Raw genomic sequence first — 22,200 nt, 5'->3', positions numbered from 1 at the left:
AAACTTTAAAATATAAACTATAACTTTGCTATAATTATATTTTATATTTTAGAGGTGTAAATGAATAAAATTTTATTACTAGCTGATGGGATTTTTGCTAAAGATTTTTTAAGGAAAATTCATAGCAATAAAACTTTTAAAGAGTCTTTGAGTGTTGTTTATTATAATGATGAAAGTGTGGATTTGGATTTAGAAAATGAACAAATATCTTTTTATAAATTTGATCCTACAAGTTTGGTTAAACTAGAAAATTTATTAAAGGAAGAATTCCATCAAGCTATCATCTATATGCAAGAAGAAGCAGATATGTTAGCTTGCTATAAAAATTTAAGAAAATTACACCCAAGATTAAACATAGTTATCATGGATTTGTGGAATAGTCAAATTGATGATAATTTTTGCGAAGTGATTAATATTTATGATACTTTAAGCACGAGATTAACAGGTTGTTTAGATAATATGCCTTCTATGGCACAATTTATAGGGCTTGGACAAGGTGAGATAATGGAGGTAAAAATTCCTGCAGGATCAAGCTTTGCTTATAGACATATAAGTTCTATTAGCCAAAAACGCTTTAAAATTGTAATGGTTTATAGAAATAATGAATTTATCCTAGCAAGACCTGGGCTTATTTTAATGCCAAATGATAGTATTTTAATCGTAGGTGATCCTAAAGTTTTACAAAGTGTTTTTACTAATGTTAAAACAAGCTTAGGACGCTTTCCATCGCCTTTTGGTGATAATATACTTTGTATTATAGATATGAAAAAAATGAGTGAGTTTGCTATAGAAAAGCTTATTTTTGCAAGTTTACTTTTACATGTAAGGATTAATAGTAAAAAGCTTTATTTTAAAGTGATTAATCCTACTTTAACTCCTATGTATTATAAACTTAAAGCCTTGCATAAAAATAGCTCTGAAGTGATATTTGACTTTGAAAGTACAAATGTAAAAAATATTAAGCCTTTTGTGGAAAATACTAGCATAGGTTTACTTGTAGTGGAAGATTATCTTTTTGAAAAAGAAAAAAGTTTTCTTTTTACTTTAAAAATTCCTGTGTTAAAAGCAGGTAAAGGGGATTTTGCTGACTTAAAATCATCGGTGGTTTTAAGCTCAAATTTTGAAGATGTGGAAGGTATTGCTTCTATTATGCTTGATTTAAATAAGCAAATCCAACTAGGGCTTGCTTTGTATTATTATGATTTAAAACTAAATAAAGCTGAAATTTTTGAATACCATCAATATTTTGAAAGCCTTTCAAAACTCCATGATGAAAAATTACTTTTAATAGAAGAAAAAGAACATAACCCTATCAATAAATTTTCTTATAAACAAAATGTATTGCACTTTGTGCCATTTAATGAAAAAATTTTAGGAAGTAATTTCAATAAAATTTTAAAAACAGATTTAAATACGATATATTATAAGATGAGTAAAAATTATCAATTATTTATACCATCGCTGTGAGAAAACAATGCAAGTTAAGGTAAATTTAGAAAATAATACAAGTTATAATGTCTATATAAATGAGCTAGAAAAGTTAAATTTTGATACTAAAGTAGTGATTTTAACTAATGAATTAGTAGCAAAGCTGCATTTAGATACGCTTTTGGAAAAAATTCAAGCTAAAGAACTTTTTATCATAAAAATTAAAGATGGTGAAGAGTATAAAAATTTACAAACTATAGAATATATCTTAGATCAAATGTGTGCTTATAAGCTAGATAGAAAAAGCTTACTTATAAGCTTTGGTGGTGGGGTTATCTCTGATATGGGTGGTTTTGTAGCAAGTATATATCAAAGAGGGATAGAATTTATCAATATTCCCACAACCTTACTAGCTTGTGTGGATGCAAGTGTGGGTGGTAAAACTGGAGTGAATAATAAATTTGGCAAAAATCTAATAGGCACTTTTTATCAGCCAAAAGCGGTGTATTGTGAAAGTAAGTTTTTAAAAACGTTGCCTTCAAGAGAATTAGCTGCTGGTATGGCTGAATTTATCAAAATGGCTGTGGTTTTTGATAAGGAAATTTTATCTTTTTTAGAAAATTTGAACGAGGGTAAATTTTTAAATGCTAAATTAGATGATATTACCTTGGCTCAAATCATTCAAAAAAGCATAGAACTTAAAGCTAATGTGGTTTCACAAGATGAAAAAGAAAGTGGCTTAAGAATGCTTTTAAACTATGGACATACTTTTGCTCATGTTATAGAAAATCAAACAGGGTATAAAAAATACTTACATGGTGAAGCTGTGGCTATAGGTATGAATATGGCAAATGTTTTAGCGTTAAATTTAGGATTATTAAGTGAGAAAGAATGCCAAAGAGTGCAAAATTTACTTGTGAAATTTAAATTACCTATATCTTATAAAATTTCAAATATACAAGAGTTTTACAATGCCTTTTTCTTGGATAAAAAGACACATTTTCAAAAGATTAATTTTATTTTAGCTTGTGGTTTGGGAAAAGCTTGTATAAAAAATGATATATCTAAAGAAGATATTTTACGCACTTTAGAGGTGTTTGCATGAAAAAGATTTTTTTACTTTTATTTTTACCTTTTTTGATGCTTTTAGCACAAGATGATATAAAACATTTAGAGCAAAAACTCAATGAATTGCATAATAATTTAACATATAATACTTGGGTGATTAAATATAATAATTTTAATATTTACAGAAAAACTCAAAATGAAATTTTAGCTTTAGAAAAAGAAAGCTTAAAGGCTAATGAGCGCAATAAAAGCATTATAGAAAGGCAAATTTTAATCTTAAAAGAAAGATTAGAGCTTTTAAGTGAGTATAAAAGTGCAAATTTTTCCAAGATGGTTTTAGCGCCTGAAGAAGTTGATAAAATAGATAAACTAACTAATCCTTTAGCCATCATTTCAGCATACTCACACATAAAAAAACTAAGACGTGATAAAGAAGAATATGTTAATCTCTTAAATAGTTTTAAGCAAACTTTAGATGAGCTTATAAAAGAAAATGTTTTAGTGGCTGAGATAGCTAAATTAGCCCCTAGTAAAGAACATGATGAGTATTTAAAAATATCCAATCAAATGGTAAGAGATTTTTCACAAACCTTGCGTTTTGGAGAAATTTCTTATTCTGTGTATGAGAAAAAAATCCAAGAAGAAATTGAAAAAACAACAGCTTCTATTAAAATTCAAGGTGTAAGAGCTTTTAATATAGTTTTGGCTATTATTATCGTTGTGGCTATAGCATTTTTACTCAAATTTATAGCTAGAAAATACATAGGCGATAATGATCGCTTTTATACAGCAAATAAAATCATTAATTTTATTAATATCAATGTGATTATTTTGATTTTACTTTTTGGGTATATTGAAAATATTAGTTACTTAGTAACTGTGCTTGGTTTTGCTTCTGCTGGTTTGGCTATTGCTATGAAAGATATGTTTATGTCTATGCTTGGTTGGTGTGTGATAGTTTTTGGTGGAAGTTTTAGAGTGGGCGATAGGGTTAGAGTTTTTCAAAACAATACACACTATATCGGTGATATAATTGACATTTCATTTTTAAGAATAACCTTATATGAAGATATTTCTTTGCTAACTTATACAGATAATCGAAGAAGTGGTAGGATAATTTTTATACCAAATAATTTTATATTTACTAATCTCATATCAAATTATACTCATCATGGTATGAAAACAGTTTGGGATGGACTTGATATTACTTTGACTTTTGATTCAAATCATCAAAAGGCCTTAGAAATAGTGGAAGAAATTGTTATAAAAGCTTCTAAAGGTTATACAAAAATTGCAAAAGAATCTATGAGTAAATTAAGAAATGAATACAGCATTAGAAATCCTAAAGTAGAGCCTAGGTTTTTTACATTTTTGGAAGGTTATGGTATGAGAATTTCTGCTTGGTATATGACAAATTCTTATGCGGCTTTGATTTTAAGAAGTAATATAAGCAAAGAAATCATTAATGAATTTAATAAACATGATGATATAAAAATAGCTTATCCATCGCAAAATTTATATATGGCAAAGCATGAATTTATAGAAAATAAGGAAGATATTTGAAAAAAAAAGTATATTTTAAAACTTTTGGTTGTAGAACTAATATTTATGATACGCAATTATTAAAAACTTATATTAAAGATCATATTGTCACACAAAATGAGCAAGAAGCTGATGTGATAGTGATAAATTCTTGCACTGTTACAAATGGTGCTGATAGCGGGCTTAGAAGCTATATTAATGGTGTAAAGAAAAATGGAGTTAAGGTTATACTTACAGGCTGTGGCGCTGTAAGCAAGGGAAAGGATTTTTTTGATAAAAAAGAAATTTTTGGAGTTTTAGGGGCTTCTAATAAAGATAAAATTAACGAGTTAATCTCGCAAGATAAAGCCTTTTATGAGCTTGGAAATTTACGCTTTATTGATACAAAAATCGTAAGTAATTATGAAAACCACACTAAAGCTTTTGTAAAAATTCAAGAAGGATGTGACTTTGCTTGTAGTTATTGCATAATCCCAAGTGTTAGGGGTAAATCAAGAAGTATGCCAAGTGAGGAAATAATAAAACAAATCAAACTTCTTGCACAAAATGGTTATAGTGAAGTGGTTTTAACGGGTACTAATATAGGAAGTTATGGTTTAAAAGATAAAACTACACTTGGAAAATTATTACAAGAAATAGGTAAGGTTAATGGTATAAAAAGAGTAAGACTTGGGAGTTTGGAGCCTGCTCAAATTGATGAGAGTTTTAAAGAAATTTTAGATGAGTCTTGGCTTGAAAAGCATTTACATATTGCCCTGCAACACACTCATGAGAAAATGCTACGCATAATGCGTAGAAGATCGCATACGCAAAATGATTTAGCACTGTTTAATGAGTTAAGTCAAAAAGGTTTTGCTTTAGGAACAGACTTTATTGTAGCACACCCTGGAGAAAGTGAATTAATATGGCAAGAAGCTTTAGAAAATTTCAAGCAATTTAAACTTACACATATTCATGCTTTTATTTTCTCACCGCGTGATGGAACACATTCTGCTTCTATGAGTGAACGAATTAATGGTGAAATAGCCAAAGAAAGATTAAATATTTTAAAAGATATAGTCGCGCAAAATAATTATGAGTTTAGAAAAAATCAAAAAGATACTTTAGAAATTTTAGTTGAGAGTAAAAAAGATGGTTTTTATGAAGGCTATGATCAATTTTTTAATAAAATCAAAATTACAAGCAAAGAAGATATTGCTAAACAATGGATAAATATTGAAAAATATGAATGCAAAGAAGATTGTAACTATGTAAGGTTAGGGGATGAAAAATAAAAAGATTATCTTAGCTTCATTTTTATTGCTTTGTGTTTTTGTAATAGTTGCGTTTATAAAAAATCAACCTGATTATATTAGTAAGGCTGCTTATGAAGAGCTTTTAGAGCAAAATTTAATCCAAAAAGCCATAGTAGAAAATAATGAAATATTATTAAAAAGCAAAGAAGGAAATTTTTTAATTGCTAAAGATGTGGTGGATTTAAATGCTTTGTGGCAAAAAATTCCTTTAGAATATGCTAAAGATTATAATTTAAGTGAGTTTTTTTTGATATTTATTTTGCTTGCTTTTCTTGTAAGTTTTTTACTCTTTCTTAATAAAAAAAATAAAGATAGACAAAATTTACTTTCTTTAGAAAAAAATATTTTAGAAAAAAATGAACAAAATAGTACTATACAAGATGTAGTAAGTGAAGTTAAATTTAAAGATGTAGCAGGGGTTGATGAGGCCAAGGTGGAGCTTTTAGAAATCGTTGATTTTTTAAAAAATCCTCAAAAATATAAAGATTTTGGCGTGAAAATGCCAAAAGGGGTTTTACTAGTAGGGCCTCCTGGAGTAGGTAAAACCTTGATAGCAAAAGCAGTAGCAGGCGAGGCTGGGGTGCCATTTTTTTATCAAAGTGGGGCTAGTTTTGTAGAAATTTATGTAGGTATGGGTGCAAAAAGAGTAAGAGAGCTTTTTTTAAAAGCTAAATCAAAAGCTCCAAGTATCATTTTTATAGATGAAATTGACGCAGTTGGTAAAAGTAGGGGGGATTTTTCTAATGTAGAAAGAGATAATACCCTAAATCAACTTTTAACTCAAATGGATGGATTTGAAGATAATAGTGGTGTTATAGTGATGGCCGCTACAAATAAAATCGATCTTATGGATAATGCGTTATTAAGATCAGGTCGTTTTGATAGAAGAATTTTTATATCTTTGCCTGATTTTAAAGATAGAATGCATATTTTACAAAATTATATGAAAGAGAAAAAATCTAGTGTAGATTTAGAAAAAATTGCAAAAGCTAGTGTGGGTTTTAGTGGAGCAGCTTTAGAGACTTTAGTTAATGAAGCGGCTATTAATGCTATAAGAAGAAAATCAGATTTAATAGAAGAAAATGATTTTTTTGCAGTGCTTAATAAAGTTTTAATGGGTAAAAAAAAGATTTTCTCTCTAAGTGATAAGGAAAGAAAAATTCAAGCCACATACCAAGCAGCTAAAGCTTTGTGTGCTTTTTATTTTGATGTTAAATTTGAAAAAATTACCTTAATAGAAGATAGATTTAAAGAGTATGAAAATACTATCAAATCAAAATCAGAATTATTAAATAAAATAAAAGTTTTTCTAGCAGGCTCAGTTGCTATGGAGCTTATTTTTAATGAAAGCTATACTAATGCACAAAGTGATCTTTTAAAGGTTAAAGAATTGCTCACTTTCATGGAAACTTTTGCTATGGCAAATGAGAGTTTATTGCAAGAGCAAAAGCAAGAAGTGAAAGAATTTTTAGAATTAATGAAAGAAAAAGTTGTGAGATTAGCTAGCATTCTTTTAGAAAATGAAAAAATAGAAAAACAAGATGTAGAAAAAATCATAATGGAGTAAAAATGGTAAAAATAGGAATTTTAGTACTTTCAGATAGGGCAAGCAGTGGAATTTATGAAGATAAATCTGGAGTAGAGATAGAAAAAATTTTAGATTCTTATATAAAAAATGAAAAAAGTTTTTATTATGAGCTAATTCCTGATGAATATGATTTAATCATAGAAAAATTAGCTTATTTGGCTGATGAAGTAAAATGTGATTTGATTTTTACTACAGGAGGTACGGGGCCTGCTTTGCGTGATGTGACACCAGAAGCAACACAAGCAGTGTGTGATAAAATGCTACCAGGTTTTGGGGAGTTAATGCGTGCAAAAAGCTTAGAATATGTACCAACAGCTATACTTTCAAGACAAAGTGCGGGTATAAAAGGAAAATCATTGATTATCAACTTACCGGGTAATCCAAAAGCTATAAGAGAATGCATTGAGCCTATATTTCCTGCTATTCCTTATTGTGTGGATTTAATAGGTGGAGCTTATATTGAAAACAATGAAGAGGTAATTTCTGTATTTAGGCCAAAGAAAAAGTAAGTCTAACTAGACTTACTTTGAGGTTACGTATCCTTGTGATAAAAGTGCGTTCATACCGCCTTTTAGATTAGTAACTTCTATGCCATTTTGATCTAGTAAAGCAGAAGCTTTAGCACTTCTTGAACCACTTCTACAAACTATAGCGATAGGTTTATTACTTGAAATCTTTTTAATTTCCTCAATGAAATTTTTATTTACACTGCCATCTTCATTATAAAAGCTAATTTTAATGGCATTTTTTATAGTACCAGTTTGCGCCCATTCGCTAGGTTTTCTAACATCAATTACTTGATAATTTTCCAAAATATCCGCATTAATATCGATATTTTTAACTTCTGCTAAAACAAAACTAGCACAAAGTGCCAAAGATAAAAATATTTTCTTCATAATTAACTTTCCTTTTTTGTAGCTTCATAGCCTTGCGATAAAAGTGCTACCATGCCACCATCTAGATTAGTACATTCTATACCTAGAGCATCTTCTATCATTATAGCAGTATGTTTGCTTCTTGAGCCTGTAGCACATACAAAGGCTATGTTTTTATTTTGATAATCTACTTTTTCTTTAAACTCTTGGATGAAATTTTCATTCATAAAGCCATTATCATCGCAAAGTGCGATGAGTATAGCTTCTTTTATAACTCCGCTTTTCCATTCGCTTGGGGTTCTTACATCTATAATACAAAATTCGTGCAAAATATCTTTAGAAATAGCTATATTTTTCATTTTTCTAAAGCCTTAGAAACGATTTTGCTTAAGGCATTGTTAAATTCGCTAGGATTATCTATACCCATACCTTCACTAAGTTTAGCCATATTTAAAAGAATATGTGCTATTTCATTAGCTAAGGTATCATTTTCTTTTAAGGCTTTTAAAATTTCATGATTAGGATTGATTTCAAGTATAGGTTTAACTTGCTGTTCTTGCCCCATTTGTTTAAGAATTTGTTGCATAGCAAAATCAGGTTTATTTTGATCATAAACAATACAACTTGGACTATTTGAAAGTCTTTGGCTAAGTTTTACCTCTTCAACTTCATCTTTTAAAACTTCTTTTATTTTGATGAGTAAGCTTGCAAATTCAACCTTTTGTTCTTCGCTAGTTTCTTCACTAGCTAAATGATTGATAGCGCTAAATTTTAAACCTTCAAATTCATTCATCATAGGCATAACTATGGTGTCAATTTCCTCATCAAGCAATAAAACATTAATATTTTTTTGTTTATAACTTTCAAGAAGAGGAGAATTTCTTAAAAGTTTTTCATTTTTTCCGCTGATATAAAAAATTTCATTTTGTCCTTCAGCTAAGTTTTGTTTATACTCTTCAAGATCAATTAATTCTTCTTTATTTGAGTTTTTAAAGTATAAAAGCTTAGCTATAGCGTCTTTATTTTCGCCAAAACCATATAAACCTTCTTTTAAAACTTTTCCAAAATTCTCATGGAATTTAAGATAGTTTTCTTTATCTTTTTCTTTGAATTTTTTAAGTTCAGCTAAGATTTTTTTAACACTTGCCTCTTGAACGCTTTTTAAAATTTTATTTTCTTGTAAAATTTCACGGCTTACATTAAGCGGTAAATCTTCTACATCGATAATCCCGCGCACAAATCTTAAATAAGTTGGTAATAATTCTTTATCATCATCGCTGATAAAAACTCTTTTTACATAAAGTTTTAAACCACTTTTATAATCTACTCTATATAAATCAAATGGAGCTTGTGCAGGTATAAAGAATAAAGAATTATACTCTATAGAACCTTCAGCTTTTGTGTGGATATAAAGCATAGGTTTGTTTGAGTCATGGAAGTTTTGTTCATAAAATCTTTCATAATCTTCAGCTTTTAAGCTTGCTTTATTTTGTCTCCATAAAGCACTTGCTGTGTTAATTTGAGTGTTTTTTAATTCTTTTTTAGGTTCTTTTTCACCTTCTTCTAATGGCAAATATTCTTCTTTTTCCATAAAAATAGGAAATTGTATGTGATTTGAGTATTTTTCTACTATACTTTCAATGCGGTATGAGTTTAAAAATTCTTCATCTTTTAAATGTAAGGTTATACAAGTACCTTGCTCATCTTTATTTGCATCTTCTATTTCATAACCACTAGCATCAGAAGTCCAAAGATAAGCTTTATCATCTAATGCTTTTTTGCTTAAAACTTCTATTTTAGAAGCCACCATAAAAGCAGAGTAAAAGCCTACACCAAATTGTCCTATAAGTTGTGAGTCTTTTTTAGCATCACCACTTAAGTTTTCTAAAAAGCTTTTTGTACCACTTTTAGCAATGGTTCCAAGATGATTGATCAAATCTTCTTTATTCATACCTATACCATTATCACTTATGGTTAGGGTTTTTGCTTCTTGATTGAAGTTGATTTGAATTTTTGGTTCAAATTTTAAATTTTTATAAGCATCATCACTCACGCTTAAATAACTAAGTTTATCAAGTGCGTCGCTTGCATTAGAAATAAGCTCTCTTAAAAAAATTTCTTTGTTTGAATACAAAGAATGAATCATAAGTTGTAAAAGTTGGTTAACTTCAGTTTGAAATTGCATTTATATCTCCTTTATTTAAAAATTAAAAAACCAATCCATACTGCCAAAAGACAAAGGATAACATTTAAAATAATATTTAGAAAAAAGTGAAAATAATCACCACTTTGCAAAAATAGCAAATTTTCATAAGAAAAAGTTGAAAAAGTCGTAAAAGCACTTAAAAAACCTGTGCTAATTAAACTTTTGGTAAAAATATGCACACCTTTAGAATTTGCATAAGAAAAAAACAAGCCCATTAAAAAAGATCCTATGATATTAACAAGTAAAGTACCATAGGGAAAATCATGTGGAATGATTTTATTAAAAAAACTACTAGTAAGCATTCTAGATATAGCCCCTAAAAAGCCACCAAAACCTACAGCCAAAACCGCACTAATCAAGCTTTTGACCTTTCATTATCTAAGATTGTTTGCATTTTTTCTCTAGTTTGCTCAAGCCAATCATCTTTACTTATATCAACAAGATCAAGAAATACTACTTTTAAAACGCCGCTATTTGCACTAAAGTTTTGTGTGTCTAAAATTTTAGCTGAATCAACAATTACAACAGGTTGGACTTTTAGATTAAGTTTTTCACTTAAAATTTTAGCTCCAACTTTAAATTTTAAAAGTTTTTGTGTTTTAGATCTTGTACCTTCTGGAAAAATAGCCAAAATTCTATCTTCTTTTAGTCTTTCTTTGGCTTCTTTTAGAAGTTTTACTAGACCTTTTGGACTTCTATCTATACAAATAATTTTAGGTTTTTTAATCAAAGTTTTAAAAACGGGGAGTTCACCAAGTTCTTTTTTTGCTATCCAAGATATATTTTTTGGACATAGATCTTCCAAAACAACTATGTCTAACAAGCTTTGATGATTGATTAAAAGTAAATTAGCTTGAGGGTGTATAGAACCTTGAGTTTGGATTTTATAATTTATTACATATTTTTGCAATTTTGACCATGCTTTTCTGATTTTCCAAATTTTTTCTTGTGATTGTAATAATAAAAAGGCAATGCATAAAAATATAATAGATAAAATAAATTCAATCCAAAATACTAAAGCTTTAAATCTTTGACAAATCTTCACTTTTTACCCAACCTATTTTTCCATTATTAAATAAAATTTTTTTATATTCATCTCTTGAATCTAACACTTCTACTTCTTGGTTATATTTTCCAGAATAAAAATGAGTTGAGTTAAGAGTTGGTAAAATTTGCACTTTACTTTCAGCTTTTAATATGGCTTTGTATATGTTATTTTGGGCTAAAAAACTTGCTATTAGAGCCAAAATTGCTAAGCCTAAAGCTACATAGCTTTTCTTAAATACAAACCATAAAGCAAAAATACCACACAAGCTCCACAAAAATACTTGTTTGTAAAAATTAAAGTCATTGGTTTTTGGGTTTAAATCACTTTGTGTGCTAATGCTATCTTCTTTAAGTTCTATTTTTAAAGAAAAATCTTTTAATTCTTTAGAATTTAAATTAAAATAAGAAAAATCAAAGCGTGTTTTGCTTTTATCTAAAATAGCATAATAAAACCCGCTTTGTTTTTCAAAATCGCCTTTAATAGCCTCTACGCCTTGTTTTTGAATATCTTTTATATTAAAACTTGCTAGGTTTGTGTTTTCTCCTGCAAGTTCTATAAATAAAATCATATTATCATTGTCAAAATGGCTTGCTTTTACTTGTTTTACTTCTAAATTACTTGCAACTATGTGTGAGTATTTGTTAGATGGAGCGTCGATTTTTTTAAGTCTAATAGGTTTTATAATTAGTGATGAGCTTTGAAAAATATGATCATTTCTGCTTAAAGAAACGATGATTTTATTTAAATTGGCATTTAAACTTTTTGCTTCAAACCATAATTTTGTGTGATATGAATTAGCTTTTTGCTCCCAAATAGGATTAGGATTAATCCAAAGCATATCATCATTTTTTTCAAAACTCACATTTAAATCAAAACTTACATTAGTTGTGGTGATAACCTCAAGATCTATAGCAAAAGCTTCATCTATGTAAGCTTCATCAGTGTATTCTTTTGCGTTTAATACTAAAGAACCTTGAGGAATAAAATTTTCATCATTGATTTTACTTTCATAATTACTCTCATCACTTGGAGCGATAGTTTGATAAATTTGCTTAGCTTGATCGTCTAATTGATTGTAATTTTTTTCTAGGGTGTTATAATCTTCAAAAACGCTATTTTCTTGAGCATATAAATTAAACGCTAGTAAAAAAACACAAAAAACTTTGAAGGTTTTTAGCAATTTAAAAATCCTTCAAACATTTTAAGTCCTACTTTTGAGCCAAGTATATCATCACACATTCTTTCAGGGTGTGGCATAAGTCCAAAAACTTTTTTATTCTCATCACAAATTCCAGCTATATCGTTTAAGGAGCCATTTGGATTATTGATATATCTTAATAAAATCATATCTTTATCTTCTAGCATTTTAATACCATCTTCGCTATTAAAATAATTTCCTTCTCCGTGAGCAATAGGCAATTCTATAATGTCATTTTTTTGGAAATTTTTCAAAAAAGCATTATTGTTTGATACTACTTGCAATGCTTGCATTTTAGAAATAAAACTTAAGCTATTATTATGTTTCATAGCTCCCTTTAAAAGACCAAGTTCTAATAAAATTTGAAAACCATTGCAAATACCTAGGACATATCCACCTTTTTGTACATGTTCTTTAAGTGTTTTCATAGCAGGAGCAAGTTTTGCAATGGCTGCACATCTTAAATAATCTCCATAAGAAAATCCACCTGGTAAAACAATTAAATCTGCGCTAAAATCTTGTCTTTCATGCCAAATGATTTCAGTTTTTACACCTAGTTTTTCAAAAGCATAAGCTGTATCAAACTCGCAATTAGTTCCGGGAAAACGAATAATAGCTACTTTCATAATATTATCTCATAATCTTCTATCACAGTATTTGCAAGCAATTCTTTACACATTAAATCAACATGTTTTAAAGCTTCTTCTTTATTATCACAAGCTATATCAAAACTAATTTGTTTTGAGGTTTTAACATTTGATATGTTATTAAAATCTAAAGAATGCAAAGCCTTTTCTATGGCTTTGCCTTGAGGATCTAAAACCCCGTTTTTTAGTGTGATATTTACAGTTACTTTCATTATTTTTCCTAACTTAAAATTCTTTTTAATACTTCTTCATAAGCCATTTTTACATTACCTAGATCTTGTCTGAAGCGGTCTTTGTCTAATTTTTCATTAGTTTTGCTATCCCAAAATCTACAACTATCAGGGCTAATTTCATCAGCTAGTATCATATTTCCTTCACCATCAATACCAAATTCTAATTTAAAATCAATCAATCTTAAACCTTTAGATTCAAAGAATTTAACCAAGATAGAATTGATTTGTCTTGCAATGTTTTTTATTAATTCTAAATCTTTTTCACTTTTTACTAAATTTAAAATCAAACAATGCTCATCATTGATAATAGGATCACCTAAATCATCATTTTTATAACAAAACTCAACTACAGCAAAAGGTAAAATCGTACCCTCTTTAATGCCCAATCTTTTTGTTAAAGATCCTGTAGCTACATTTCTAGTAATAACTTCAATAGGTATAATATTGCATTTTTTTACAATTTGTTCTTTATCGCTGATAGTTTCTACTAGGTGTGTTTTAATACCTTCTTTTTCTAAAAGATGAAAAATTTCAGTACTAATTTTACAATTTAACGCACCTTTTCCCGCTTCATTACCTCTTTTTTCTGCATTAAAAGCAGTTAAATCATCTTTAAATTCCGTGATGAGTAAATTCTCATCATCAGTTTTAAACATTTTTTTACCTTTTCCCTCGTATAAAAGATCTAGTTTTGTTGCCATTTTACTCTCCTTTTGTGATGTTTAAAATTTTGATTGCATCTATTGCAGTTTTTAATTGTATATCATTATCAATTTGCTCTTTAGTGATGATATTTTTATCTTCTTTATTATCTTTTTTCTTTTCTTGATGTCCGATTTTATCAAGTTCAGCTTGTAAGTGTTTTTTTAGATCGCTTTCTTTGATTTCAAAGCCATGATTTTCTTCTTTACTTACTTTTCCTGGGAATACTTCTATATCAGGACTAACCCCGACAGCTTGTATGGTTCTACCACTTGGTAAATAATATTTTGCTATAGTAAGTCTTAAGCCTTCTTTGCCTTTTTCATCCATAGGTAATATAAGTTGCACACTACCTTTTCCAAATGTTTTTTCGCCTATGATAATAGCACGTTTGAAATCTTGTAAAGCTCCGCTTACAATCTCACTTGCACTCGCACTACCACCATTTACAAGCACTACCAAAGGTGCGTTGGTGATTTTTTTACTAGGATTTGCTTTAAATTCTACATTCTCATTTTCTATTTTTCCTTTTTGTGAGACAATGACTCCTTTATCTACAAAAAGATTTACTAAGCCTACAGCTTGATTTAAAATACCACCTGGGTTGGTTCTAAGATCTAGTATAATTCCTTTTACATTAGAATGTTTTTTGATAGCTTTACTAGCTTCATCTACGACATTTTTATCAAAATTAGTCACTCTTAAATAAAGCAAGTTTTCATTTTCGATTAATTTTGTATAAACGCTATCTACTTTTATAATATCTCTTTTTAAATTGACATCAAATGGTTTTGCATCGCCTTTTCTATAGATAGTTAGAGTGACCTTTGTCTTAGGTTCTCCGCGCATTTTAGAAACAGCTTCATTTAAAGTCATACCTAAGGTTGATTCGTTATTAATTCTTAAGATAATATCATCAGTTTTAATGCCTGCTTTATCTGCTGGACTTCCTTCTATAGGAGCTACAACGCTAATTGCTCCATCTTTTTGCGTAATAGTAAAGCCAAGTCCACCAAATTCTCCATTAGTTTGCTCTTTAAGTTCTTTATAACCTTTTTCATCTAAGAAAGAAGAATGAGCATCTAAATTTGTTAGTAAGCCTGCTATGGATTTATCAACCAAATCTGTATAATTAACATCATCAACATAGTATTGTTCTATGATGGACATGGTTCTTGTGAGTTTAGATAAAGCTTCTATTTTCTTTTCTGCTTCACTAGGAGCGGGGTTTTTAGCTTGTAAATTAGTAAAAATAAAAGAAGCGGTTACTAAACTACAAATGCTAGCTGCGATAATAAGATTTCTTTTTGTCTTCAAAGGAAAAACTCCAAAATAAATATGAATTCATAAAATAATTATCTAATTTTAGTTATTTTTGCTTAAAAAATCGTAAATAAAGTAAATATTTTTATTATATTAGTGTGTTTATATAAAAAATTATTTATAAATATAACTAAATAAACTTGACAATAATAGACTAAAGTTATATAATACATCTCATATAAAAGTAAAAAAGGAGCAAAAATGGCAAATATACAAGATTTTTTAACAGATTCTATGCTTTCAAATATAGAAAGTGCGATTTCTTTGGCCATTCATTCTAAGAATAGTGAAATAAAACCTTTGCATTTATTATGGGCTTTAAGTGTTGATAGTTCAAGTTTGCTAAATCAAGTTTTTAATAAATTAAATGTTTCTAAAGAGGCATTTGAGCTAGAAGTAAAAAGTAAAATTTCATCTTTTCCTACTAGCTCAAATGTAAATAAAGATAATATTAAATTTTCAAATGAATTTATTAATTCTTTAGAAAAAGCAAAAGGCTTGGCTTTAGAAAACAAAGATAGCTATTTGGCTGTGGATATGTGGCTTGTCTCAGAAAGTACGAGTGGGGTTATTAAAGAACTTTTATCTAAATTTGTAGATTTAAATGAATTTAAAAAAGAATTAGAATTTATTAGAGCTGGAGCTAAAATAGAAACCAAAACAAGCGATGAAACGCTTGATTCTTTGTCTAAATTTGGTATTGATTTGACTATGAAAGCTAAAAACAATGAACTTGATCCTGTCATAGGCAGGGAAGAAGAAATTCAAAGATTAATGCAAATTTTAATCAGAAAAACTAAAAATAATCCTATTTTATTAGGTGAGCCAGGGGTAGGAAAAACTGCTGTAGTAGAAGCTTTAGCACAAAGAATAGTAAAAAAAGATGTTCCTACTTCATTGCAAAATAAAAAAGTCATAGCCTTGGATATGAGTGCTTTAATAGCAGGAGCAAAATACAGAGGTGAATTTGAAGATAGATTAAAAGCTGTTGTAAATGAAGTAATAAAACACAAAAATATAATTTTATTTATAGATGAAATTCACACCATTGTAGGTGCAGGTGCAAATGAAGGAAGTATGGATGCGGCAAATATTTTAAAACCTGCTTTAGCAAGAGGTGAGCTTCATACTATAGGCGCTACAACCTTAAAAGAATATAGAAAATATTTTGAAAAAGATGCGGCTTTGCAAAGAAGATTTCAACCTGTAAATGTAGCTGAACCTAGCGTGAATGAAGCTTTAGCAATGCTAAGAGGTATAAAAGAGAAATTAGAAATTCATCATAATGTAACTATTAATGATAGTGCATTGGTAGCAGCTGCAAAACTATCTAAGCGTTATATAGCTAATAGATTTTTACCTGATAAGGCGATTGATTTAATTGATGAGGCCGCAGCAGAATTAAAAATGCAAATAGAAAGTGAGCCAAATTCTTTAAGAAAGGTTAGAAAACAAATTGAAAGCTTAGAAGTAGAAAATGAAGCTTTAAAAATGGAAGAAAATGAAACTAATGAAAAAAGATTAGAAGAGATTAAAAAAGAATTAGCAAATTTAAAAGAAGAGCAAATCAAACTTAATGCCAAATTTGAAAATGAAAAAGCAGTATTTAATGGTATAAGTGCAAAGAAAAAAGAAATCGATACTTTAAAAAATGAAGCTATTTTAGCTAAAAATAAAGGAGATTTCCAAAAGGCTGCTGAAATAGAATATGGCAAAATTTTAGAGTGCGAAAAAGAGGTATTAAATTTAGAGGAAAAATGGAAACAAATGACCCAAGAAGGAGTTTTGCTTAAAAACCAAGTAGATGAGGATTTAGTAGCTGGTATTTTAAGTAAATGGACAGGTATTAGCGTGCAAAAAATGCTTACTTCTGAAAAGCAAAAATATTTACACATTCAAGAGTATTTACAAGAAAGCGTCGTAGGACAAGATGAGGCTTTAAGTGCCTTGGCTAGAGCTATTAAACGTAATAAAGCAGGGCTAAATCAAGCAACTAAGCCTATAGGAAGCTTTTTATTTTTAGGGCCAACTGGAGTAGGTAAAACAGAAAGTGCTAAAGCTTTGGCTAAATTTTTATTTGATGATGAAAAAGCTATGGTGCGTTTTGATATGAGTGAATTTATGGAAAAACACAGCATATCAAGACTTTTAGGTGCACCTCCAGGATATATAGGGCATGAAGAAGGAGGAGAACTAACTGAAGCTGTTAGAAGAAAGCCTTATAGTGTGATTTTATTTGATGAAGTAGAAAAAGCCCATAAGGATGTATTTAATATACTTTTGGGAATTTTAGATGATGGTAGGGCTACAGATAGTAAAGGCGTAACGGTTGATTTTACTAATACTATTATTATCTTAACTTCTAACATAGGTGCAAATTTTATTATGGAGTTAAAGGGCGAAGAAAGAGAAAAAGCTATCAAAGAAGCCCTTAGAAGCTTTTTTAGACCCGAGTTTTTAAATCGTTTAGATGAAATTATTACTTTTAATCCTTTGGGAGAAAGTGAAGCTGAAAAAATAGTTAAATTACTTTTTAATACCTTGCAAAAAAGTCTTGAAAATAGAGGTATTAAAGCAAGTTTGAGCGATAATGCTGCTAGGTTAATAGCAAAGGTTGGTTTTGATGTAGATTTTGGTGCAAGACCATTAAAAAGAGCTTTATATGACATGGTAGAAGATAAATTAAGTGATATGATATTATCTGATGAATTAAATGAAAATGATGAGATTATTATAGATTCTAAAGATGATGAGATTGTCATCATTAAACAATAAGCAAGTGTAATACTTGCTTATTTTAGAGTAAAATTATCCTATTAACATTAAATTGTAAATACTTCGTATATTTGTTTAAAAAAATATTATTTTTTATCTATTCTTAACAATAAATGTTTTAAAATCTTTAATGATATTTCTATATTTAAGGAACAACAAATGAGTGATTTAGATATTTTTAATCGCCGTTTAGACGCATTAGAAAAACTTCCTCTTTTGAAAAATGAGATTTCTATCTCTAAAGCCTTAGAACAATCAGGTTTTTCAAGAAGAGATTTTATGAAATGGGCTAGTGCAATGACTGCATTTTTGGCACTACCTGCTAGCTTTACTCCAGTAGTTGCAAGAGCTGCTGAGCTTAGTGATAGACTTCCAGTGATTTGGCTTCATATGGCTGAATGTACAGGATGTTCTGAGAGTTTATTAAGAAGTGATACTCCTACTATTGATAGTTTAATTTTTGATCATATTTCTTTAGAATATCATGAAACTATAATGGGTGCAGCAGGTTGGCAGGCTGAGCATAATCTTGAAGCTGCTATGGAAAAATATAAAGGTAGATATATTTTAATGGTAGAAGGTGGTATACCAACAGGTGCTACAGAAAACTTTTTAACTATAGGACCACACGGTAAAACAGGTAAGCAAATAGCAGTTCAAGCTTGTGATAATGCTTTGGCTATTTTTGCTATAGGCACCTGTTCAGCTTTTGGTGGTATTCAAGCTGCTAGACCTAATCCAAGTAATGCTGTGAGTTTAAGTAAAGTTACAAATAAAACAGTTATTAACGTTCCAGGTTGTCCTCCAAGCGAGAAAAACATTATAGGTAATGTGATTCATTATATATTGTATCAAACATTGCCAGCGCTTGATGCTTATAATAGACCAAAATGGGCTTATGGATTAAGAATTCATGATCTTTGTGAAAGAAGAGGACGCTTTGATGCGGGTGAATTTGTGCAACAATTTGGTGATGAAGGGGCAAAAAAGGGATATTGTCTTTATAAGGTAGGTTGTAAAGGACCTTATACTTTTAATAATTGCTCAAGAGAAAGATTTAATCAACATACTTCATGGCCAATCCAAGCTGGACATGGTTGTATAGGTTGTTCTGAACCAGATTTTTGGGATACTATGGGGCCTTTTGAAGAAGTGATGGCAGGAAGATTATTTGATACTGTTTATGGTTTGGGTGCTGATAGTATTTCAGATAAAATTGGTATAGGTGTGCTTTGTGTAACAGGTGTTGCTGTTGCTGCGCACGCTGTAATTGCTTCATTAGAAAAGAATAAGGATTAAGAATGTCAAAAAGAATTATTATAGATCCACTTACTAGAATAGAAGGACACTTAAGAGTTGAAGTGGTGGTTGATGAAAATAATGTCATTAAAGAAGCATATTCAGGATCAACTCTATGGAGAGGTTTGGAAACTATTGTAAAAGGTCGTGATCCAAGAGATGCAGGCTTTTTAACTCAAAGAATTTGCGGTGTTTGTACTTTTTCACACTATAGAGCAGGGATTATTGCGGTAGAAAATGCTTTAGGTATTACCCCGCCATTAAATGCTGTTTTAACCAGAACTTTAATGAATGCAGCTTTATACATGCATGATCATGTGGTGCATTTTTATCAACTTCATGGGCTTGATTTTGTTGATGTTGTAAGTGCTTTAAGTGCTGATGTAAAAAAAGCAAGTGATGAAGCGTTTAAATACACCGATATGCCTTATGCAACAGGTGCAGATAAACTTTTAGAAGTACAGCAAAGGCTAAAAACCTTTGTAGATAAAGGAAATCTTGGACCATTTGCAAATGCTTATTATGGACACGCAACTTATCGCTTTACTCCTGAGCAAAACCTTATTGCGCTTTCACATTATTTAGAATGTTTAAGAATTCAAAGAACAATAGCTCAAGCTATGGCGATTTTTGGTGCTAAAAATCCTCATCCACAAAGCTTAACAGTAGGTGGTGTGACTTGTGTTATGGATCTTTTAAACCCATCAAGAATGGCTGAATATATGACTAAATTCCAAGAAGTAGCTGATTTTATTAATCGTGCTTATTATCCAGATATCATAATGGCTGCAAAAGCTTATTCTAAAGAAGCAAGTGTATTAAATGATGTAGGAGTAAATAATTTCTACACTGAAAAAGAATTCCAAGTTTCTAGCGATGAGTGGCTGTTTGAAGGTGGTATTATTAGAAATGGTGATTTGAGTAAGGTTGAAGAAGTAGATGAAGCTAAAATCACTGAAGAAGCTACAAGATCATGGTATGCAGACAATGAAGCTTTACATCCTTATGATGGCAAAACTAATCCAAACTATACAGGCTTAATTGATGGTGAAAGCATTGATGATAAAGGCAATATGGTTCATAGTAAGGTATTTGATACTAAAGGTAAATACAGCTGGATTAAAGCTCCAAGATATGAAAATTTACCTATGCAAGTTGGACCATTAGCAAATATTTTAGTAAATTATGCTAAGGGTAATAAAATCGTAGTAGAAGCAGTTGATTCATTCTTAAAAACCACAAATTTACCACTTAAAGCACTTATGAGTACTTTAGGAAGAACAGGTGCTAGAGCGATTGAAGCTAAAATCATTGCTGATCATGGTTTAAAAGCATTTAATTCTTTAGTCGAAAATTTAAAAACAGATGAAAGCACTTGTGCTACTTATGTAATCGATAAAAATAAAGAATACAAAGGTAGATTTATGGGAAGTGCGCCTCGTGGTGCGTTGAGTCATTGGTGTAGAATTAAAAATGGTGTAATTGAAAATTGGCAAGCAGTAGTACCTTCTACTTGGAATGCAAGTCCAAAAGATGCAAATGGAGTAGGCGGTAGCTATGAGCAATGTCTTATCGGTATGAAACTAGCTGATGTTAAACAACCTTTAGAAGTAATAAGAGCTATTCACTCTTATGATCCTTGTATAGCATGTGCTGTACATGTAATGGATACTAAAGGCAATAATCTTAGCGAGTATAAAGTTAATGTAAATTTATAAGGAAAGGACTTTAGTATGGATTCTAAACATTCCTTAAAATCAAATAGAAAGGCTGAATACGAATTTAGTATTGGCCTTCGTTTTACACATTGGTTAAGAGCAGTTGCGATCGTGATTTTAGTAGGGACTGGATATTATATTTCTTATGTATTTCAATCTCCATCTATTTCATCTGAACCAACTTTATTTATGCAGGCAAAATACCGTATGGTACACCAAATTTTTGGATTTATCTTAATAGCTTGTGTGATTTTTAAAACATATTTGTTCTTTTTTGATTCAAAAAGTGATGGTGAGAGAAAAAGCATAAAAGATATTTTTAATGTAAAATTATGGATAGAGCAGATTAAATTTTACATTTTCTTAGGAAAGCACCCGCATTTGCAAGGTGTATATAATCCTTTGCAATTTGTAACTTATTTTTTCTTTTATCTTGTTATGTTTGGACTTATCTTAACAGGATTAATCCTTTATATGCATGTATATCATGAAGGCTTGGGTGGATTTTTATATAACATCTTAAGACCTATTGAAGTAATGTTAGGTGGATTAGCCGATGTTAGAACTTACCATAGAATTTTAATGTGGATTGTGTTGATTTTTGTTCCAGTGCATATTTATATGGCTGTGTTTAACTCAGTTAAAGGCAAAGATGGTGCTTTAGATGCTATCTTTAGTGGTTATAAATTTGTAAGAGAAAATCATTGAAACTTCTAATCTTAGGCATTGGTAATATTATGTTTGCAGATGAGGGCTTAGGCGTTCATCTTTGCAAACTTTTAGAAAAAAATTATAAGTTTTATCACGAAAAAGACTCAGTGAGCTTTGTAGATGGTGGAACTTTGGCTTTACAACTTAGTTATATTATAGCTGAATATGATGAAATGGTTGTGATTGATTGTATTGCAGCAGATGATGCTAAGATCGGAGATATTTTTTTCTTTCCTTATGATGCAATGCCCAAAAAAGTTAATTGGAGTGGTAGTGCACATGAGGTTGAAATGCTTCAAACTTTACAATACATGGAGCTTATGGGAGATTTGCCTAAAACTCAAATTTTAGCCTGTGTGCCAAAGCGCATAGAACCATTGAGTTTTAAACTTTCAAAAGAAGTCTTGAGTGCTTTAGAAAAAATGGAGAAAATTTTACTTGATTTTTTAGAGAAAAAAGGCTTTACTTATGAGAGAGTTGCTAATTATAATATACAAGAGCTTGCTCTAAATTCTTATAAAAGCTAAGCAAAAGCTTAGCTTAA

General features: G+C 29.7%; 21 protein-coding genes. 11 read left to right on the top strand and 10 right to left on the bottom strand.

Annotation, left to right across the window (positions count from 1 at the left end; all coding sequences use genetic code 11):
* The first annotated feature begins 60 nt into the window (after nt 1-60).
* Genes L8X24_RS01965 through mog form a run of 6 tightly spaced genes read left to right on the top strand, consistent with a single transcriptional unit; the run spans nt 61 to nt 7,430 of the window.
* Nucleotides 61-1,467, top strand: coding sequence for a COG3400 family protein (locus tag L8X24_RS01965; RefSeq protein WP_263663369.1), 1,407 nt, complete (start codon nt 61-63; stop codon nt 1,465-1,467).
* A gap of 7 nt (nt 1,468-1,474) precedes the next feature.
* Nucleotides 1,475-2,533 carry a 3-dehydroquinate synthase gene (aroB, locus tag L8X24_RS01960; RefSeq protein WP_263663368.1) on the top strand — a complete coding sequence of 353 codons (1,059 nt, stop codon included), beginning with the start codon at nt 1,475-1,477 and terminating at the stop codon, nt 2,531-2,533.
* The gene (locus L8X24_RS01955) at nt 2,530-4,059 is read left to right on the top strand and encodes a mechanosensitive ion channel family protein (RefSeq protein ID WP_318529554.1); all 1,530 of its coding nucleotides are present in this window, start codon (nt 2,530-2,532) and stop codon (nt 4,057-4,059) included. The genes aroB and L8X24_RS01955 overlap by 4 nt, the downstream gene beginning before the upstream one ends.
* Nucleotides 4,056-5,312: a tRNA (N(6)-L-threonylcarbamoyladenosine(37)-C(2))-methylthiotransferase MtaB gene (gene mtaB / locus L8X24_RS01950; RefSeq protein ID WP_263663367.1), complete on the top strand. Its 1,257-nt coding sequence runs from the start codon at nt 4,056-4,058 to the stop codon at nt 5,310-5,312. The genes L8X24_RS01955 and mtaB overlap by 4 nt, the downstream gene beginning before the upstream one ends.
* A complete protein-coding gene (locus tag L8X24_RS01945) occupies nt 5,302-6,900 on the top strand; it encodes an AAA family ATPase (RefSeq protein ID WP_263663366.1) in 1,599 nt (532 codons plus the stop codon). The genes mtaB and L8X24_RS01945 overlap by 11 nt, the downstream gene beginning before the upstream one ends.
* Nucleotides 6,901-6,902: 2 nt before the next feature.
* Nucleotides 6,903-7,430 (top strand): molybdopterin adenylyltransferase, encoded by a 528-nt coding sequence (gene mog / locus L8X24_RS01940; protein ID WP_263663365.1) that lies wholly within the window; start codon nt 6,903-6,905, stop codon nt 7,428-7,430.
* Between the two features lie 12 nt (nt 7,431-7,442).
* Here the strand turns inward: mog and L8X24_RS01935 are convergent, their stop codons facing one another.
* Genes L8X24_RS01935 through L8X24_RS01890 form a run of 10 tightly spaced genes read right to left on the bottom strand, consistent with a single transcriptional unit; the run spans nt 7,443 to nt 15,147 of the window.
* Nucleotides 7,443-7,817, bottom strand: a complete 375-nt coding sequence (locus L8X24_RS01935; RefSeq protein WP_263663364.1) for a rhodanese-like domain-containing protein — start codon at nt 7,815-7,817, stop codon at nt 7,443-7,445.
* A gap of 2 nt (nt 7,818-7,819) precedes the next feature.
* Complete coding sequence (locus L8X24_RS01930; protein ID WP_263663363.1) at nt 7,820-8,155, bottom strand: rhodanese-like domain-containing protein; 336 nt, start codon at nt 8,153-8,155, stop codon at nt 7,820-7,822.
* On the bottom strand, nt 8,152-9,981 hold the full coding sequence (gene htpG, locus L8X24_RS01925) for a molecular chaperone HtpG (RefSeq protein ID WP_263663362.1): 1,830 nt from the start codon (nt 9,979-9,981) through the stop codon (nt 8,152-8,154). The genes L8X24_RS01930 and htpG overlap by 4 nt, the downstream gene beginning before the upstream one ends.
* An 11-nt stretch (nt 9,982-9,992) precedes the next feature.
* Nucleotides 9,993-10,361: a fluoride efflux transporter CrcB gene (crcB, locus tag L8X24_RS01920; protein WP_263663361.1), complete on the bottom strand. Its 369-nt coding sequence runs from the start codon at nt 10,359-10,361 to the stop codon at nt 9,993-9,995.
* Complete coding sequence (locus L8X24_RS01915) at nt 10,358-11,047, bottom strand: lysophospholipid acyltransferase family protein (RefSeq protein ID WP_263663360.1); 690 nt, start codon at nt 11,045-11,047, stop codon at nt 10,358-10,360. Before L8X24_RS01915 ends, crcB begins: the two co-directional genes overlap by 4 nt.
* Nucleotides 11,025-12,230 carry an SH3 domain-containing protein gene (locus tag L8X24_RS01910; protein WP_263663359.1) on the bottom strand — a complete coding sequence of 402 codons (1,206 nt, stop codon included), beginning with the start codon at nt 12,228-12,230 and terminating at the stop codon, nt 11,025-11,027. Before L8X24_RS01910 ends, L8X24_RS01915 begins: the two co-directional genes overlap by 23 nt.
* Nucleotides 12,224-12,874, bottom strand: a complete 651-nt coding sequence (gene purQ / locus L8X24_RS01905) for a phosphoribosylformylglycinamidine synthase subunit PurQ (protein WP_257396888.1) — start codon at nt 12,872-12,874, stop codon at nt 12,224-12,226. Before purQ ends, L8X24_RS01910 begins: the two co-directional genes overlap by 7 nt.
* A complete protein-coding gene (gene purS, locus L8X24_RS01900; protein ID WP_263663358.1) occupies nt 12,871-13,107 on the bottom strand; it encodes a phosphoribosylformylglycinamidine synthase subunit PurS in 237 nt (78 codons plus the stop codon). The genes purQ and purS overlap by 4 nt, the downstream gene beginning before the upstream one ends.
* Before the next feature lie 8 nt (nt 13,108-13,115).
* On the bottom strand, nt 13,116-13,829 hold the full coding sequence (gene purC / locus L8X24_RS01895; protein ID WP_263663357.1) for a phosphoribosylaminoimidazolesuccinocarboxamide synthase: 714 nt from the start codon (nt 13,827-13,829) through the stop codon (nt 13,116-13,118).
* 1 nt (nt 13,830) lies between these two features.
* Nucleotides 13,831-15,147: a S41 family peptidase gene (locus L8X24_RS01890; protein WP_318529553.1), complete on the bottom strand. Its 1,317-nt coding sequence runs from the start codon at nt 15,145-15,147 to the stop codon at nt 13,831-13,833.
* Nucleotides 15,148-15,354: 207 nt separating this feature from the next.
* On the opposite strand from L8X24_RS01890, the gene L8X24_RS01885 reads away from it, so the two are divergent.
* The 5 genes from L8X24_RS01885 to L8X24_RS01865 all read left to right on the top strand — a co-directional run bounded on the left by L8X24_RS01885 (nt 15,355) and on the right by L8X24_RS01865 (nt 22,183).
* On the top strand, nt 15,355-17,928 hold the full coding sequence (locus L8X24_RS01885) for an ATP-dependent Clp protease ATP-binding subunit (RefSeq protein WP_263663356.1): 2,574 nt from the start codon (nt 15,355-15,357) through the stop codon (nt 17,926-17,928).
* Between the two features lie 159 nt (nt 17,929-18,087).
* The gene (locus L8X24_RS01880; protein ID WP_263663355.1) at nt 18,088-19,227 is read left to right on the top strand and encodes a hydrogenase small subunit; all 1,140 of its coding nucleotides are present in this window, start codon (nt 18,088-18,090) and stop codon (nt 19,225-19,227) included.
* Between the two features lie 2 nt (nt 19,228-19,229).
* Entirely contained in the window at nt 19,230-20,945 is a 1,716-nt protein-coding gene (locus L8X24_RS01875) for a nickel-dependent hydrogenase large subunit (protein ID WP_257404504.1), read from the top strand.
* Nucleotides 20,946-20,960: 15 nt separating this feature from the next.
* Nucleotides 20,961-21,653 carry a Ni/Fe-hydrogenase, b-type cytochrome subunit gene (gene cybH / locus L8X24_RS01870; protein WP_263663354.1) on the top strand — a complete coding sequence of 231 codons (693 nt, stop codon included), beginning with the start codon at nt 20,961-20,963 and terminating at the stop codon, nt 21,651-21,653.
* Nucleotides 21,650-22,183, top strand: a complete 534-nt coding sequence (locus L8X24_RS01865) for a HyaD/HybD family hydrogenase maturation endopeptidase (protein WP_263663353.1) — start codon at nt 21,650-21,652, stop codon at nt 22,181-22,183. The genes cybH and L8X24_RS01865 overlap by 4 nt, the downstream gene beginning before the upstream one ends.
* Nucleotides 22,184-22,200: the final 17 nt, after the last annotated feature.

It is taken from the genome of Campylobacter sp. CNRCH_2015_0814 (genome assembly GCF_025772765.1).
Classification (GTDB): Bacteria; Campylobacterota; Campylobacteria; order Campylobacterales; family Campylobacteraceae; genus Campylobacter_D.
Note: the sequence above shows the minus strand (reverse complement) of the source record. Positions and strands in the feature narration are given on the sequence as shown.

Coding starts and splice junctions, on each gene's coding strand:
- L8X24_RS01965 (WP_263663369.1), top strand. CDS start 61: ATGAATAAAATTTTATTACTAGCTGATGGGATTTTTGCTAAAGATTTT.
- aroB (WP_263663368.1), top strand. CDS start 1,475: ATGCAAGTTAAGGTAAATTTAGAAAATAATACAAGTTATAATGTCTAT.
- L8X24_RS01955 (WP_318529554.1), top strand. CDS start 2,530: ATGAAAAAGATTTTTTTACTTTTATTTTTACCTTTTTTGATGCTTTTA.
- L8X24_RS01945 (WP_263663366.1), top strand. CDS start 5,302: ATGAAAAATAAAAAGATTATCTTAGCTTCATTTTTATTGCTTTGTGTT.
- mog (WP_263663365.1), top strand. CDS start 6,903: ATGGTAAAAATAGGAATTTTAGTACTTTCAGATAGGGCAAGCAGTGGA.
- L8X24_RS01935 (WP_263663364.1), bottom strand. CDS start 7,817: ATGAAGAAAATATTTTTATCTTTGGCACTTTGTGCTAGTTTTGTTTTA.
- L8X24_RS01930 (WP_263663363.1), bottom strand. CDS start 8,155: ATGAAAAATATAGCTATTTCTAAAGATATTTTGCACGAATTTTGTATT.
- htpG (WP_263663362.1), bottom strand. CDS start 9,981: ATGCAATTTCAAACTGAAGTTAACCAACTTTTACAACTTATGATTCAT.
- purQ (WP_257396888.1), bottom strand. CDS start 12,874: ATGAAAGTAGCTATTATTCGTTTTCCCGGAACTAATTGCGAGTTTGAT.
- purS (WP_263663358.1), bottom strand. CDS start 13,107: ATGAAAGTAACTGTAAATATCACACTAAAAAACGGGGTTTTAGATCCT.
- purC (WP_263663357.1), bottom strand. CDS start 13,829: ATGGCAACAAAACTAGATCTTTTATACGAGGGAAAAGGTAAAAAAATG.
- L8X24_RS01885 (WP_263663356.1), top strand. CDS start 15,355: ATGGCAAATATACAAGATTTTTTAACAGATTCTATGCTTTCAAATATA.
- L8X24_RS01880 (WP_263663355.1), top strand. CDS start 18,088: ATGAGTGATTTAGATATTTTTAATCGCCGTTTAGACGCATTAGAAAAA.
- L8X24_RS01875 (WP_257404504.1), top strand. CDS start 19,230: ATGTCAAAAAGAATTATTATAGATCCACTTACTAGAATAGAAGGACAC.
- cybH (WP_263663354.1), top strand. CDS start 20,961: ATGGATTCTAAACATTCCTTAAAATCAAATAGAAAGGCTGAATACGAA.